Annotated in this window: 13 protein-coding genes and 1 tRNA gene; 5 read left to right on the forward strand and 9 right to left on the reverse strand. The window is 66.2% G+C overall.

Annotated elements, in window-relative coordinates; genetic code table 11:
• Positions 1 to 4: 4 nt before the first annotated feature.
• The 3 genes from AC1DVR_RS11270 to AC1DVR_RS11280 all read right to left on the reverse strand — a co-directional run bounded on the left by AC1DVR_RS11270 (position 5) and on the right by AC1DVR_RS11280 (position 2,121).
• Positions 5 to 529 (reverse strand): PAS domain-containing protein, encoded by a 525-nt coding sequence (locus tag AC1DVR_RS11270; RefSeq protein ID WP_478000670.1) that lies wholly within the window; start codon positions 527 to 529, stop codon positions 5 to 7.
• Between the two features lie 618 nt (positions 530 to 1,147).
• Positions 1,148 to 1,221: transfer RNA gene (locus AC1DVR_RS11275), tRNA-Gly, on the reverse strand.
• A 336-nt stretch (positions 1,222 to 1,557) separates the two neighbouring features.
• Positions 1,558 to 2,121: a fasciclin domain-containing protein gene (locus tag AC1DVR_RS11280; RefSeq protein ID WP_478000671.1), complete on the reverse strand. Its 564-nt coding sequence runs from the start codon at positions 2,119 to 2,121 to the stop codon at positions 1,558 to 1,560.
• Between AC1DVR_RS11280 and AC1DVR_RS11285 the strand changes: the two genes are divergently transcribed.
• Positions 2,120 to 2,302 carry a hypothetical protein gene (locus AC1DVR_RS11285; RefSeq protein ID WP_478000672.1) on the forward strand — a complete coding sequence of 61 codons (183 nt, stop codon included), beginning with the start codon at positions 2,120 to 2,122 and terminating at the stop codon, positions 2,300 to 2,302. The genes AC1DVR_RS11280 and AC1DVR_RS11285 overlap by 2 nt on opposite strands.
• A 35-nt stretch (positions 2,303 to 2,337) precedes the next feature.
• Here AC1DVR_RS11285 and AC1DVR_RS11290 read toward each other — a convergent pair whose 3' ends face one another.
• The 5 genes from AC1DVR_RS11290 to AC1DVR_RS11310 form a co-directional block, all read right to left on the reverse strand.
• On the reverse strand, positions 2,338 to 2,985 hold the full coding sequence (locus tag AC1DVR_RS11290; RefSeq protein ID WP_478000673.1) for an anti-sigma factor: 648 nt from the start codon (positions 2,983 to 2,985) through the stop codon (positions 2,338 to 2,340).
• Positions 2,982 to 3,521: a sigma-70 family RNA polymerase sigma factor gene (locus AC1DVR_RS11295; protein ID WP_478000674.1), complete on the reverse strand. Its 540-nt coding sequence runs from the start codon at positions 3,519 to 3,521 to the stop codon at positions 2,982 to 2,984. Before AC1DVR_RS11295 ends, AC1DVR_RS11290 begins: the two co-directional genes overlap by 4 nt.
• Before the next feature lie 80 nt (positions 3,522 to 3,601).
• Complete coding sequence (locus tag AC1DVR_RS11300) at positions 3,602 to 5,641, reverse strand: ASKHA domain-containing protein (RefSeq protein ID WP_478000675.1); 2,040 nt, start codon at positions 5,639 to 5,641, stop codon at positions 3,602 to 3,604.
• Between the two features lie 180 nt (positions 5,642 to 5,821).
• On the reverse strand, positions 5,822 to 6,433 hold the full coding sequence (locus tag AC1DVR_RS11305) for a hypothetical protein (RefSeq protein WP_478000676.1): 612 nt from the start codon (positions 6,431 to 6,433) through the stop codon (positions 5,822 to 5,824).
• Positions 6,433 to 7,812, reverse strand: coding sequence for a pyridoxal phosphate-dependent decarboxylase family protein (locus AC1DVR_RS11310; RefSeq protein WP_478000677.1), 1,380 nt, complete (start codon positions 7,810 to 7,812; stop codon positions 6,433 to 6,435). Before AC1DVR_RS11310 ends, AC1DVR_RS11305 begins: the two co-directional genes overlap by 1 nt.
• Before the next feature lie 260 nt (positions 7,813 to 8,072).
• Between AC1DVR_RS11310 and AC1DVR_RS11315 the strand changes: the two genes are divergently transcribed.
• The 4 genes from AC1DVR_RS11315 (at position 8,073) to AC1DVR_RS11330 (ending at position 12,777) form a co-directional block, all read left to right on the forward strand.
• On the forward strand, positions 8,073 to 8,690 hold the full coding sequence (locus AC1DVR_RS11315; RefSeq protein WP_478000678.1) for a DUF6778 family protein: 618 nt from the start codon (positions 8,073 to 8,075) through the stop codon (positions 8,688 to 8,690).
• A 214-nt stretch (positions 8,691 to 8,904) separates the two neighbouring features.
• On the forward strand, positions 8,905 to 10,296 hold the full coding sequence (cysS, locus tag AC1DVR_RS11320; protein ID WP_478000679.1) for a cysteine--tRNA ligase: 1,392 nt from the start codon (positions 8,905 to 8,907) through the stop codon (positions 10,294 to 10,296).
• 85 nt (positions 10,297 to 10,381) lie between these two features.
• Positions 10,382 to 12,019, forward strand: a complete 1,638-nt coding sequence (gene cimA / locus AC1DVR_RS11325; protein WP_478000680.1) for a citramalate synthase — start codon at positions 10,382 to 10,384, stop codon at positions 12,017 to 12,019.
• Complete coding sequence (locus AC1DVR_RS11330; RefSeq protein ID WP_478000681.1) at positions 12,016 to 12,777, forward strand: squalene/phytoene synthase family protein; 762 nt, start codon at positions 12,016 to 12,018, stop codon at positions 12,775 to 12,777. Before cimA ends, AC1DVR_RS11330 begins: the two co-directional genes overlap by 4 nt.
• 7 nt (positions 12,778 to 12,784) lie before the next feature.
• On the opposite strand, the gene AC1DVR_RS11335 is transcribed toward AC1DVR_RS11330, so the two are convergent.
• Complete coding sequence (locus tag AC1DVR_RS11335; protein WP_478000682.1) at positions 12,785 to 13,231, reverse strand: N-acetyltransferase family protein; 447 nt, start codon at positions 13,229 to 13,231, stop codon at positions 12,785 to 12,787.
• Positions 13,232 to 13,239: the final 8 nt, after the last annotated feature.

A 13,239-nucleotide genomic window follows, 5' to 3' on the forward strand; every position in this document is an offset into this window, starting at 1 on the left:
TGCATCAGCACGCTGGCGATGATCTGCAGGCTTGCATCAGCACGCTGGCGATGATCTGCAGGCTGTTGGCAACGCGGTGTTGCACTTCCTGGATCAAGACCTCTTTCTCGTTCAGCAAATCATCCCTGAGCCGGGCGGCCTCCCGCGCGTCGGTCACGTCCGTGACGGCCAGCAACAGCCGGATGTGATCCTTCACGCCGTCATCAAGAAGCTGAGCGTTGACCACCAGGTGTCGCGTCTTCTGATCGGGTCGCTTCAGGTCGATCTCATAGGCGTCGATCTTTGCGCTGCCGGCAGCGGTTGCCTTCAGCAACGAGGCCAACCGCGGCATCGCCCATTCGCCATGTCCAAGCGTGCTGATGCTTTTGCCAACGATCGTCGCAGGATCAATGTCAAAGGTTTTGCAGAACGAGAGGCTGGCTGCGATGATCTGCAGATCCGACGAAAGGAACAGCAGCGGCTCGTTCGAGAGGAGCACAACCGCGAGTGTGCTCGGCGCTTCGACATAGCTTTTTGATTTGGTTGGCATCTATGGCCCTCGTCGGCCGAAAACTCGCGAAGCGAGTCATCACTCGGCAGAATCGGCCTGGAACACAGAGTGTCCGCAGCATCGATCCGGCAACAAGTACCACGTTTCTCGTGTTCGGAACCAGACCAAACTGGGCAGCGCGGCAAAGAGCGGGATGGCATCCAAGTGCGGTCCCCGGGCGAGCAGGGTTGTCTCCCCGTCGCCTTGGCCGGTCTTTAGGATTCAACGCCTCATGCGCCGCGCAGCCTCAGCCCTCATCAGGTTCGCAAGGGCTCATGTCCGGGTGGCCAATGATCGCCAAGGCACGCCCGGCTGTGCGCACCTCGACGACGCGACCTTTGTTTGAAACGACGCGGGGGAGGCGATGAGGAAGCTTCAAGGCGAGGTCCGCGACGGGTGGATCACGCTCGGTGTGGCGGCGCTTGGGCGGTCGCCGCAGGATAGGTCGCCTAAGGGGGCAAACGAAATCATGCGGCAGAGCGAATCCGGTCGATGCTTCGGCTTGCGTTGTCCCAAAGCGGCCAAAGCTGGCATGTTGTTCGCGGTGCGGTGATGTTCAGAATACTCGCCACAGCGCGAAATTTCGCTGCAATATCACTGTCTTGATAAGGTGGCGGCTGGAGCGGGTGAAGGGAATCGAACCCTCGTATTCAGCTTGGGAAGCTGCTGCTCTGCCATTGAGCTACACCCGCATGGGCCGCAGAGGTAATCGAGGCAAAGCGGCGCGTCAAGTCGGGATCGGGTGTTTTGCGCAAGGCCCCTGCAGGTTGCGGCCAGGCGGAGGCGCAGAAAAAAGGGCCCCCGGACTCGCCCGGGGACCCTGCTTTGGCAGGCCTGTGTTGGGGGCTGGCACCGGCCCGGCAAAGGGTTGCACCGGCGGCGGATAGGCGCCGCCGGTGCTCGCAAGCGGGGCATGGCACCTTATACTGGCCAGGCACCGCTCGCGTCACTCGCACATCACAAAGCGTGGTTACTGTTGAAAAAGGCCACTCGTGACAAACAAAGACAACTCGTTACGCTCCCGCTCCTTACATTTTGGGCAGGAGAACGGTGTCGACGACGTGGATCACGCCGTTCGATTGCTTCACGTCGGCGATGGTGACGGTGGCGACATCGCCCTGTTCGTCCTTCAGCATGATCTTGCCGCCCTTCGAGGTGGCCTCCAGCATGCAGCCGCCGACGGTCTTGATCATGTGCTTGCCGCCGTCCGCCTTGATCATCGATTCGACGGTGGCCGCCATCGCGTCAGCCGCAACGACGTGGCAGGTCAGGATCTTGACCAGCGTGTCGTGGTTTTCCGGCTTCAGCAGGGTTTCCACGGTGCCGGCGGGCAGTTTGGCGAAGGCTTCGTTGGTCGGTGCGAAGACGGTGAAGGGGCCTTTGCCTTCCAGCGTCTCGACCAGGCCCGCGGCCTTCACGGCGGCGACCAGGGTGGTGTGGTCCTTGGAGTTCACCGCGTTCTCGACGATGTTCTTGGTTTCCAGCATCGGCGCGCCGCCGACCATCGGGTTTGCGGCCAGCGCCATGCCAGCCGTCAGCGCGGCGCAGGACACGGCGAGCGACAGAGCGATCTTCTTGGCGAAATGGGTCATGGTGGTCTCCCTCAAGCGTCTTGGAGACAGGTCCATTCCCGTCTCTCTGCTGAAGGAACGGAAGCTGGAGGGCGGAAGTTTCAGCGGCCTGCAGAATTTTCGCGATTTTCTGAAAAACTTTTGGCGGGAAAAAATTACCATTCTAAAACAAGGGGTTGGCGGAGGAAAAAAGGGGGGCTGAAATTGCCCCCCCCGCTTCGGTCCGCATCAGGATATTCAGGCCTTGATCAGCGCGCCCTTGGCGACGATCGGGCCGGTGGGCTTGCCGGTGGGCGAGCCGCCCGGCGGCTCCAGCGTCACGGCCAGAACCGCGCCTGCCGTGGCCCCCGGAAGCGAGATCACCTCTCCCGCGGCGGGGATCACGCCCAGCGACACCGGCGGGTCGTTGCCCGCGATGATCCAGAGCTCGTGGCTATGGGTTGCATCGGGCACCGAACCCGCGACGCGGGTGATGGTCAGGCGACCCTCGGTCAGGGTGGCCGCGAATTGCAGGTTGCCCTGATCGGCGGTGATCATCGCGGTCAGGTCGGGCCTTGGCGGGGTCATGGCGAGATAGGCGACCAGCGCCACCGAGGCGAGCGCCACGCCGCCCCACAGCCGCAGCCCGGCCCACCAGCTGCGGCGCGGCGGTTGCGGGAAGAGCCGGGCCTCGATCTTCGGCAAAAGGTCGGGCAGCGGGGCCGGGGCGAAATCGTCGTTGAGGCCGGAGAGGCGTTCCTCCCACCCAGCGACGCGGGCGGCGAAATCGGGCTCGCGCAGGCGGGCCTCGGCGGCGCTGCGTTCGGCCAGATCCAGCGTGCCCAGCACATATTCGCTGGCCAGGAAGTCGTCGTCTTCTTCGGGGGTGGGCGGGAAGGGCGTCATGTGTCCATGCACTCCCGCAGCTTTTGCAGGCTGCGCCGCAGCCAGGTCCGCATCGTGTTCAAAGGCACGTCAAAACGGGTCGCAAGGTCGATATAGGACTGCCCGTCGAGATAGGCGCCGCGCAGCGCCAGGGCGCGGTCGGGCTCCAGCGTGTCAAAGCAATCTGTAATCCGCCGCGCCTCGCCCCTGGCGACCAGTTGCGTTTCGGCGCGGGGGGCGGGGTCGGCGGCGGCTTCCATCGCCAGATCGTCGGAGACATGGTCAGGCCGCGCGCGCAGCCGGTCAATCGCGTGGTTGCGCGACAGGGCAATCAGCCAGGTCATGCCACGGCCCTTGGACGCATCGTAGCGCCCGGCCCTGAGCCATACCCTGGTGAAAACCTCTTGCAACGCATCCTCCGCTTCGGACCTTGTGCCCAACATACGGATCAGAACGCCCATAAGTTTCGACCCGGCCGCGGAATATAGCTGGCGAAAGGCCGCGCGGTCCTGTGCGGCCACGCTTTGCAGCAGATCTGAGATCGGATCGTCACTCATGCGGGCACTATCGGGCAATCCCTGCGGTTAGGAAAGAGGATAGCTCGCAGTTAGCGCAGGAATTTCAAAGGGCAAGGAACTCAGCGCCGCCGCCTGCGTCCGCCTTCGGTGCCCTGGCCATTGGTGTTGAAGCTGACCTCGGGCAGGGGGGCGAGATGCGGGAACAGGTCGACCGCGTTCGGGATGGCCGAGGCATTGACGAAATGCTCCTGAAAGCGCGGTTCGATGGCGGTTTCGACCTTGTGGATCTCGTGGACCACGGCTTCGATCGTATCGCGCGCGGCCCGGTTGCAGAGCGCGATCCGCGCGCCCGTTCCCGCCGCATTGCCGGCCGAGATCACATGATCGAGCGCCACATCCGGAATCATCCCCAGCGTCATCGCGTGTTTGGGCGAGATATGGGCGCCGAAGGCCCCGGCCAGCACCACGCGCTCGACCGTCTCGATCCCCATTGTGTCCATCAGAAGCTTGGCCCCGGCGTAAAGTGCCGCCTTGGCAAGCTGGATCGCGCGGATATCGCCCTGCGTCACCATGATGCGCGGCCCGCCCTCGGCCGTGCCATCGTGGAGGATGTAGGAATGCGTGCGCCCCTCGGGCACCGAGCGTGGCGTGCCGGTCTGGTCCGGCCCGCCGATCAAGCCGCTGGCATCGACAAGTCCCGCCATCCGCATTTCGGCCACCACCTCGATGATGCCGGAGCCGCAGATGCCGCTGATCCCGATGCCGGAAATCGCCTCGGCAAAGCCCGGATCGTCGGACCAGAGGTCGGAGCCGATCACGCGGAAGCGCGGCTCCTTGGTCACCGGGTCGATCTCGACCCGCTCGATGGCGCCGGGGGCGGCGCGCTGGCCGGAGGAGATCTGCGCGCCCTCGAAAGCCGGGCCGGTGGGCGAGGAACAGGCCAGAACCCGCGTCTCATTGCCAAGCAGAAGTTCGGCATTGGTGCCGACATCGACGATCAGCACCATGTCCTTGGACTTGTTGGGTTCCTCGGCCAAAGCCACGGCGGCGGCATCGGCGCCGACATGACCTGCGATACAGGGCAGGACATAGACCCTTGCGGTGCGGTTGACCGCCGAAAGATCCAGTTCCTTGGCATCGAAACTGAGCGAGCCCGAGGTGGCCAGCGCAAAGGGCGCCTGACCGAGCTCCACCGGGTCGATGCCGAGCAGGAGGTGGTGCATCACCGGGTTGCAGACGAAGACCAGTTCGTAGATCGCATCGGTCTCGACCTTGGCTTCGGTGGCGATCTCCTTGGCCAGCGTGTTGATCGCGGCGCGGACGGCGGCGGTCATCTCGACATCGCCGCCGGGGTTCATCATCGCATAGGAGACGCGGCTCATCAGATCCTCGCCGAAGCGGATCTGGGGGTTCATGACGCCGGCCGAGGCCAGGACCTTGCCATCGGTCAGATCGCAGAGATGGGCGGCGATGGTGGTGGAGCCGAGGTCGATGGCGAGGCCGAGCAGCGGGCCCTCATGGAAGCCGGGCCAGATATCCAGCATGTGATAGGCGTCGTCATGGTTGCCCTTGTTGAGCGCCACGGTGATCTTCCATTCGCCCTTGCGCAGTGCGGGTTGCAACCGGCGCAAGAGGCCGAGGTCGGCCTGAACCCCCTCGATCTGCCATTGGTCCTTCAGGGCGCGCTGGACGCGTTCGAAATCGCCGGTCGGTTCGTGCATGTCGGGTTCATCGACGGCGATGAAGTAAAGCCGCGTCGCCGGGTCCATCACCATCACGCGGTCAGAGGCGCTCTTGCGGATCACCTGCTTGTGGACCTGGCTTTCCGGCGGCACATCGACGATGACATCGCCCATCACCTTGGCCTGGCAGCCCAGACGCCGCCCGTCGATCATGCCGCGGATCCGCTTGTAGCGCGCCTCGACCTCGTTCCATTCGCTGAGGGCATCCTCGGCGACGGTGACGCCGAATTTGGGAAATTCACCATAGCCGGGCTGGATCTGGCATTTGGAACAGATGCCACGCCCGCCGCAGACCGAGTCGAGATCGACGCCCAACTGCCGTGCCGCGGTCAGGATCGGGGTGCCCAAGGCAAAGCGCCCGCGCTTGCCCGAGGGGGTGAAGATCACCAAGGCGTCGGTCGGGGCGGCATCTTTCATGGCAGTCTCCTGAAGCGTTCAGGCTTTTTAGGCCGGATCGGCGCCGGGGCAAGGGCTGAATGCGTCAGGAAGGGGTCAGGCTGCGGCATAAGGTGGCGGGGGKGGCGGCCGGGGGGCGCTCGGCGGACCCGGCTGGGGGGACTGCGCGTCCCCCCAGACCCCCCGCGCGGCACAGAATGGTCAGCGGGCGGAGGGGTGGAGGAGGGGGCGGTAGCCGGCGCTGAGGGCGGCGACGCTGGGGGCGGGGGTCATCACTTGCACCGGGCCTGTCGGACGGGGGATGGGGGAGAGGTAGCCTGCGGGCGTGAAGGGAAAGGCAAGTGCGCCGAGGATCAGCTGGGGCATGGCCTGCAGGATGAAGGTGCCGTCGGGCAGGCTCTCGGCCCGGGCGGTGTGGCGCTGTTGCTGGCGGTCAGCGGTCAGGCGGCTCGCGTGGAGATGGGCGTCCAGCGCGGGCGCCGTGGTGCCGGGCAGGCCGGCGCTGGTCCAGGCGGCGCGAAAGGCCGTGAAGGCCGTGCGGCGACAGAAGGCGCAGGGGCGGTGGCCCGCGGCGAGTGCCGTGGCCTCGTCCAGAAAGAACAACTCGGTCCAGGTGCCGGGCGACATCGGCACGCGCCGCACCTCCTTCCATGAGAGGCTGCAGCAGATCCAGGCTTTCGAGGTCCAGCGGCGGCGCAGTCTGCCTGCAGCATCGTGCAGGATGCCGCGATTGCCGGTCAGCGTGCCGCGCACCGGCAGGGCGACGATGCTCTGATCGGGCAGGACGCGGTTCTGCAGCGGATGGCCCTCCATCAGAGGAGATCCTTCACCACCGTGGCGACCATCGCGACATCGGCCTCGGTGCAGTCGAACTGGCCGACCTGGACGCGGATCAGGAAGCGGCCCTGGTGGCGGGTTTGCGTGAGGTAGATGCGGCCGTCGTCGTTGATCTTGGTGAAGAGCGCTTCGGTGGCGGCGTCGTCGTGCAATGCGAAGGTGAAGAGCGAGAGGTTGGGGCCGGTCACCACCGTCACCCCCGGCAGGCTTGCGAGGGAAGTGGCAAGGTTGCGCGACCAGAGGACATGGTTGCGGATCCGGGCGCGCAGGCCGTCGAGGCCATAGGCGCGCAGGGTGAACCAAAGCTTCAGGGCGCGGAAACGGCGACCGAGGGGGACGGTCCATTCGTTGAAGTTCACCACCTCTTCGCGCCCGGCGGTTTGCAGGAAGCTCGGGCGCAGGCCGAGGGTGCGGATCTGCGGGCCGGGGTCGCGCAGGAACTGCACGGCGCAGTCGAACTGCGCGCCGAGCCATTTGTGCGGGTTGAAGACGATGGAATCGGCGCCCTCGATGCCCTCCCAAAGCGGGCGGAACTCGGGGCAGATCATCGCGGAACCGGCCCAGGCGGCATCGACATGGACGGGCAGGTCGTAAGATTTGGCAACGGCGATGCAGGCGCCGATGCGGTCGAAGGCGCCGACCGAGGTGCCGCCGGCGCAAAGCACCACGCCGGCGGGCAAATGGCCCGCGGCGAGGTCGGCCTGGATCGCGGCTTGCAGCGCGGCGGGGTCCATCGACAGATGGGCATCGGTCGGCACCTTGACCAGATTGGCCTGGCCGATCCCCGCGACGCGCACCGCCTTGTCGACCGAGGAATGCGTCTCGGCGCTGGCATAAAGGCGCAGGCGGGGCTGGCCGGAGAGGCCCTCGGTCAGGCCCCGCCACTCCAGCGCCTGTTCGCGCATCGTGAGGACGGCCGAGAGGGTGGCGGTGGTGGCGCTGTCATGGATCGTGCCGGTGAAGCCTTCGGGCAGGCCGAGCGCCTGACGCAGCCAGTCCACCATGACCTGTTCGACCTCGGTCACGGCGGGGGAGGTTTGCCAGAGCATGCCTTGTGCTGCAATCGCATTGGCCAGCTGTTCGGCCAGCATCGAGGCGGGGGCGGCATTGGCCGGGAAATAGGCGAAGAAGCGCGGGTGTTGCCAATGGGTCAGGCCGGGCGGCACGATCCGCTCGAAATCGGCGAAGATCGCTTCCATCGGCTCGGCCGCCTCGGGCGGGGCGGGGGGGAGCTGGCGCGCGATGGCGCCGGGGATCAGCGGCGCGCGCACCGGGCGGTCACGCAGGCCGGCATGATAGGCATGGGCCCAGTCGGCGGCCCGTTTCGACCAGTCGCGCAGATCGTCATGGTTCATGGCACATCCCCCTTTTGCCCGCGATGAAAGGCAGAGTGCCGGGATCTGTGCAAGGGGGCGCTGCGCAAGGGGGGGGGCGGCCTTTGGCGGCCCGGTCGCTGGCGTCCCGCGCCTCGCGGATCGCCTTGGGCGCCCAAAGGTGGCGCGGCGGAAACAGTGGTCGGAAATCGCAGCGGATATTCTATGCCGTGCCGCAATTTTGTGGGACGGCGGGCGCAGTCCGTGTGAGATGGGGCCAGAAATACTTTGTGGAGTGAACCATGCCCCTTTCCCGCCGTCTGTTCCTTTTGTCGGCCTGTGCCCTGCCTTTGGCGGCCTGTGGCAATGTCTATGAAACCTCGTTCCCGGCCCAGCTGTCGCCGGAGGTGACGCGCGGCTGGCGGGTCGCCTCGGTTCAGGTCAGCGTGCCGCAGAGCCTGACCGTGTCGGAAGAGGCCGCCTGGATCCCGCACGCCGACATCGTCTGGCGCGAGGATGATCCCAAGGGCGACCGTCATGCGCAGGTGGCGGTGATCATGCAAAAGGCGATCGCGGCCGGCGCGAGCGGCTTGCGCGGTCCGTTCCCGGTGGTCCTGCAAGCCACCGTCAGCCGTTTCCACGCCCTGTCCTTCGAGGCCGAGACCCAGCTGTCGGATGCGGGCGTGCACAACATCCAGTTCGACATCCAGGTTGTCGATGCGCGCAGCCACCAGATCCTGTCGGGGCCGGTGCATATCCAGGCCGACCTGCCGGCCTGGTCGGGCCAGCAGATGAAGGACGCACGGGCGCGGGGGGTGACGCAGAAGTCGATGATCACCCAGCATGTGGCGGCCACCATCGCGGCCTGGCTTGGCATCGGGCCGGACGACAGGGGCACCTTCTCGCGGCTCGGCGACTGATCCTGTGGCGGGCGCTGCGCCGCCCGCAAGTTTCCCCTTGGTTTGGCCGCCTTCTTTCGCTAGAAGGCGGCGCATGACGGGCAAAAGCATCATCAACCTGTGCTGCATTACCGACTGACTTTCGTCAGGCGGCTCCGTCCTTTCGTCACTCTGAACGAAGCCGGTTCCGCCCGCGGGGGGATTTGGTGGGCAATTTGGGGCGATTGGAGGGACCATGACGACGATCCGGCTGCATAACACGGCGACGCGCGCGAAAGAGGATTTCGCGCCGATTGATCCCCTGAATGTGCGGATCTATGTCTGCGGACCGACAGTCTATGACCGCGCCCATATCGGCAATGCGCGCCCCGTCGTGGTGTTCGACGTGCTGTTCCGGCTTTTGCGCCATGTCTACGGCGCGGATCATGTGACCTATGTGCGCAACTTCACCGATGTCGATGACAAGATCAACGCAACCGCCCAGGCCCGCAAGGCCGCAGGCGACCCGCGCGATCTGGAGGCGCTGATCCACGAGCGCACCGATGAGACCATCGCCTGGTATCACGCCGACATGGACGCCCTGGGTGCTTTGCGCCCGACGCTGGAGCCGCGCGCCACCGATTTCATCGGTCAGATGATCGCGATGATCGAGGGGCTGGTGGCCTCGGGCCATGCCTATGAGAAGGCGGGCCATGTGCTGTTCCGGGTGCGCTCCTACAAGGACTATGGCGCTCTGTCGGGCCGCTCGGTCGATGACATGATCGCAGGCGCCCGGGTCGAAGTGGCGCCCTTCAAGGAAGATCCGATGGATTTCGTCCTGTGGAAGCCCTCGGATGCCGATCTTCCCGGGTGGACATCGCCCTGGGGCCGCGGGAGGCCCGGCTGGCATATCGAATGCTCGGCGATGAGCCATGAATTGCTTGGTGCCTCGTTCGACATTCATGGCGGCGGGCTCGACCTGCAGTTTCCGCACCACGAAAACGAGATCGCGCAAAGCCGTTGCGCCCATCCCGAGGCGGGGTTTGCCAGGGTCTGGATGCATAACGAGATGCTGCAGGTCGAGGGGCGGAAGATGTCGAAGTCGCTCGGCAATTTCTTCACCGTGCGCGATTTGCTGGACAAGGGTGTACCGGGCGAGGTGATCCGGATGGTGTTTCTGGGCACGCATTACGGCAAGCCGATGGACTGGACGGCGGAGAAGGCCGCGCAGGCCGAGGCGACCCTGCGCAAGTGGAGAGGGCTTGTCGCGGGCATCGAGCCCGCGCCAAGCCCGCTGCCGGGGGTGATTTCTGCGCTGGTGGATGATCTGAACACGGCGGGAGCTTTGGCGGAGCTGCATGCGGCGGCGGGGCGCGGGGATTTCGCGGGGCTTCTCGCCTCGGGGCGGATGCTGGGGCTTCTGACCGAGGAGATGGGGGCTTGGGCGGGGGCGGTGGATCTTTCGGCCCTTGCCGGCAAGCTCGCGGATCTGCGGGCTGAGGCCATGGCGCGCAAGGATTTTTCCCAAGTCGATGCGCTGAAGGCGGCGCTGACGGCGGCGGGGGTGGAAGTGCGGATGTCGAAGGCGGGGGTGGAATTGCTGCCCGGTGCCGGCTTTGACGCGGTGAAATTGGAGGGGCTGAAGTGAGCGATTTTTCTGCGAAAAATCAGGGGGGCTGCCTGCCCCCCTCGGCCTGCGGCCTCACCCCCGGGGGATATTTGGACCAGCGTGAATGGGTGAAGGCATGAAAGAGCGGCTTTACCTGTTTGACACCACCCTGCGCGATGGCCAGCAGACGCAAGGTGTGCAGTTTTCGACCAATGAGAAGCGGCAGATCGCGGTGGCGCTGGATGCTTTGGGGGTAGATTTTATCGAGGGCGGCTGGCCGGGGGCCAACCCGACCGACAGCGAGTTCTTCGCCAGCCCGCCGCGCACGCGGGCCACGATGACGGCCTTCGGGATGACCAAAAGGGTCGGGCGTTCGGCTGACAATGACGATGTGCTGGCGCTGGTCCTGAATGCGCAGACGCCGGCAGTCTGTCTGGTTGGCAAGACGCATGAGTTTCATGTCACCACCGCTTTGGGCGTGACGCTGGAGGAGAACCGCCAGGCCATCGCCGAGAGCTTTGCCCATGTCGTGGGGCAGGGGCGCGAGGCGCTGTTTGATGCCGAGCACTTCTTTGACGGCTACAAGGCCAATCCCGGCTATGCGCTCGACTGTCTGCGGGCGGCCTGGGAGGCCGGGGCGCGCTGGCTGGTTCTGTGCGACACCAACGGCGGCACCCTGCCGTCGGAAGTGTTCCGCATCGTGCGGGAGGTGATCGCGGCGGGCATCCCGGGCGACCGCCTCGGCATCCATTGCCATGACGACACCGGCCATGCGGTGGCGAACTCTCTCGCCGCGGTCGAGGCCGGGGTGCGCCAAATCCAGGGCACGCTGAACGGATTGGGCGAGCGCTGCGGCAATGCCAATCTGACCACGCTGATCCCGACGCTGCTTCTGAAGGAGCCCTATGCCAGCCGGTTCGACACTGGCGTCACGCCAGAGGCGCTGAAGGGTTTGCTGCGCGACAGCCGGATGCTCGACGATATCTTGAACCGGGTGCCTTTGCGCCAGGCGCCCTATGTCGGGGCCTCGGCCTTTGCGCACAAGGCGGGGCTGCATGCCTCGGCCATCCTGAAGAACCCTTCGACCTACGAGCATGTCGACCCTGCGGTCGTGGGCAACGCCCGGGTCATCCCGATGAGCAATCAGGCCGGCCAGTCGAACCTGCGCGCCAGGCTGGCCGCCATCGGCATCTCGATCGCGGCGGGGGATCCGCGGCTGTCGCAGATCCTGGATGCGGTCAAGGAGCGTGAGGATCAGGGTTATGCCTATGATGGCGCCCAGGCCTCGTTCGAGCTGCTCGCGCGGCGCGCCTTGGGCCTCTGCCCGAGCTTCTTTGAGGTGCTGCGCTACCGGGTGACGGTGGAGCGGCGCAAATCCTCCTCCGGTCGGACGACCACGCTGTCCGAGGCGGTGGTGGTGGTCAAGATCGGCGATCAGATGATGATGTCGGTCAGCGACAGTGCCGATGAGACGGGGCATGACCATGGCCCGGTCAATGCCTTGTCCAAGGCGCTGGCCAAGGACCTCGGCCCCTATCAGGCGGTGATCGACGATCTGCATCTGGTCGATTTCAAGGTCCGCATCACCCAAGGCGGCACCGAGGCCGTGACCCGTGTCATCATCGATTCGGAGGATTCCTCGGGCCAGCGCTGGTCAACGGTCGGCGTCTCGGCCAACATAGTGGACGCAAGCTTCGAGGCGCTGCTCGATGCGGTGACCTGGAAGTTGATCCGCGATGTCGGTGCGGGGCAGGCGGCATGAGCCTGGATGCCTGTGCCGCCCTGGTCCAGCGCGGCGACCCGGACCGCTTTGCCGCCGTCATGGCGGCGCCTCCGGCGGCGCGGGCCCGGCTTTGGCCGCTCTATGCCTTCAATCTGGAGGTCGCGCGCGCCCCCTGGGTCACCCAGCAACCGCTGATCGCGGAGATGCGTCTGCAGTTCTGGCGCGACATGCTGGCGGCCCCGACGCCGCGCGCGCATGAGGTGGCGGGACCGCTTCATGCGCTGACCAGCCAGACCCCGGGCCTCGCCGCCCTGCTCGACCGGGTGATCGAGGCGCGCCGTCATGACATCAGCCGCGAACCCTTTGCCTCCGCCACCGCCTTTGACGCCTTTATCGAGGAGACCTCGGCCAGCCTGTTCTGGGCTGCCGGTCTGGTGCTGGGGGCCAGGCCCGAGGCCGAGACCGCCTTTCGCGCCCTGGGCTGGGCCTCGGGCCTTGCGAACTATCTGCGCGCGGTGCCGGCGCTGACCGCGCGCAACCTGCGGCCGCTGGTCGACCCGGACCCCAAGGCGATCCGCATCCTTGCGGCGGAGGGGCTGAACCACCTGACCATCGCCCGCAACCAGCGCAGCACTTTCGGTGCCGCCGCCCCTGCGGCCCTCGCCGGATGGCAGGCCGGGCCGCTCCTGCGCCAGGCTGAGGACAACCCGACCCGTGTGGGCGAGGGCAAGCTCGCCCTGTCGGAATTCGCCCGGCGCGGCGGCTTGCTCTGGATGGCGCTGTCAGGACGTTTCTGATCCCGTTTCAGTCCAGAACTTTGGTGAACCGCAGCGCGGTCGTCGGCATCTGCGCATAGCCCAAGCCCTGATAATAGCGATGCGCTGCCAGATTGCCCGGATGGGTGCCGATGATCAGGTAGCTGCAGCCGAGGTCCCGCGCGAGGGCCTCGCATGCGGCCACCAGGGCGCGGCCCACCCCCTGACCCCGCGCCGCCTCGGTCACGAAAAGATGGTGCAGATCCATCCCGCGCGCGCCGTAGCCCAGCCGGGCGAGGGGCAAGGTCGCCGCATAGCCCAGAAGCCCCGCCTCCCCCTCCGCCACCCGGACGCGAAACCAGGGCTCCGGCCCGAAGACATCCCGCGCCAGGCTCTCCGCCGTCAGCAAGGGCTCATCGGCGTGATGCCGGGTCAGCGCCTGCACCATGGCCAAAAGTTCCGCCTGATCCGCCGCCACCGCCGCCCTGATCCGCATGATCCCCT

Source organism: Rhodobacter sp. P2_H5, assembly GCF_056403335.1.

Bases quoted from the DNA above. Each gene is read 5' to 3' on its own strand.
- AC1DVR_RS11295 (WP_478000674.1), bottom strand. From the start codon at position 3,521: ATGAGTGACGATCCGATCTCAGATCTGCTGCAAAGCGTGGCCGCACAG.
- AC1DVR_RS11315 (WP_478000678.1), top strand. From the start codon at position 8,073: ATGCCCCTTTCCCGCCGTCTGTTCCTTTTGTCGGCCTGTGCCCTGCCT.
- cysS (WP_478000679.1), top strand. From the start codon at position 8,905: ATGACGACGATCCGGCTGCATAACACGGCGACGCGCGCGAAAGAGGAT.
- AC1DVR_RS11300 (WP_478000675.1), bottom strand. From the start codon at position 5,641: ATGAAAGATGCCGCCCCGACCGACGCCTTGGTGATCTTCACCCCCTCG.
- AC1DVR_RS11305 (WP_478000676.1), bottom strand. From the start codon at position 6,433: ATGGAGGGCCATCCGCTGCAGAACCGCGTCCTGCCCGATCAGAGCATC.
- cimA (WP_478000680.1), top strand. From the start codon at position 10,382: ATGGGTGAAGGCATGAAAGAGCGGCTTTACCTGTTTGACACCACCCTG.
- AC1DVR_RS11280 (WP_478000671.1), bottom strand. From the start codon at position 2,121: ATGACCCATTTCGCCAAGAAGATCGCTCTGTCGCTCGCCGTGTCCTGC.
- AC1DVR_RS11270 (WP_478000670.1), bottom strand. From the start codon at position 529: ATGCCAACCAAATCAAAAAGCTATGTCGAAGCGCCGAGCACACTCGCG.
- AC1DVR_RS11310 (WP_478000677.1), bottom strand. From the start codon at position 7,812: ATGAACCATGACGATCTGCGCGACTGGTCGAAACGGGCCGCCGACTGG.
- AC1DVR_RS11285 (WP_478000672.1), top strand. From the start codon at position 2,120: ATGGTGGTCTCCCTCAAGCGTCTTGGAGACAGGTCCATTCCCGTCTCT.
- AC1DVR_RS11290 (WP_478000673.1), bottom strand. From the start codon at position 2,985: ATGACGCCCTTCCCGCCCACCCCCGAAGAAGACGACGACTTCCTGGCC.
- AC1DVR_RS11335 (WP_478000682.1), bottom strand. From the start codon at position 13,231: ATGCGGATCAGGGCGGCGGTGGCGGCGGATCAGGCGGAACTTTTGGCC.
- AC1DVR_RS11330 (WP_478000681.1), top strand. From the start codon at position 12,016: ATGAGCCTGGATGCCTGTGCCGCCCTGGTCCAGCGCGGCGACCCGGAC.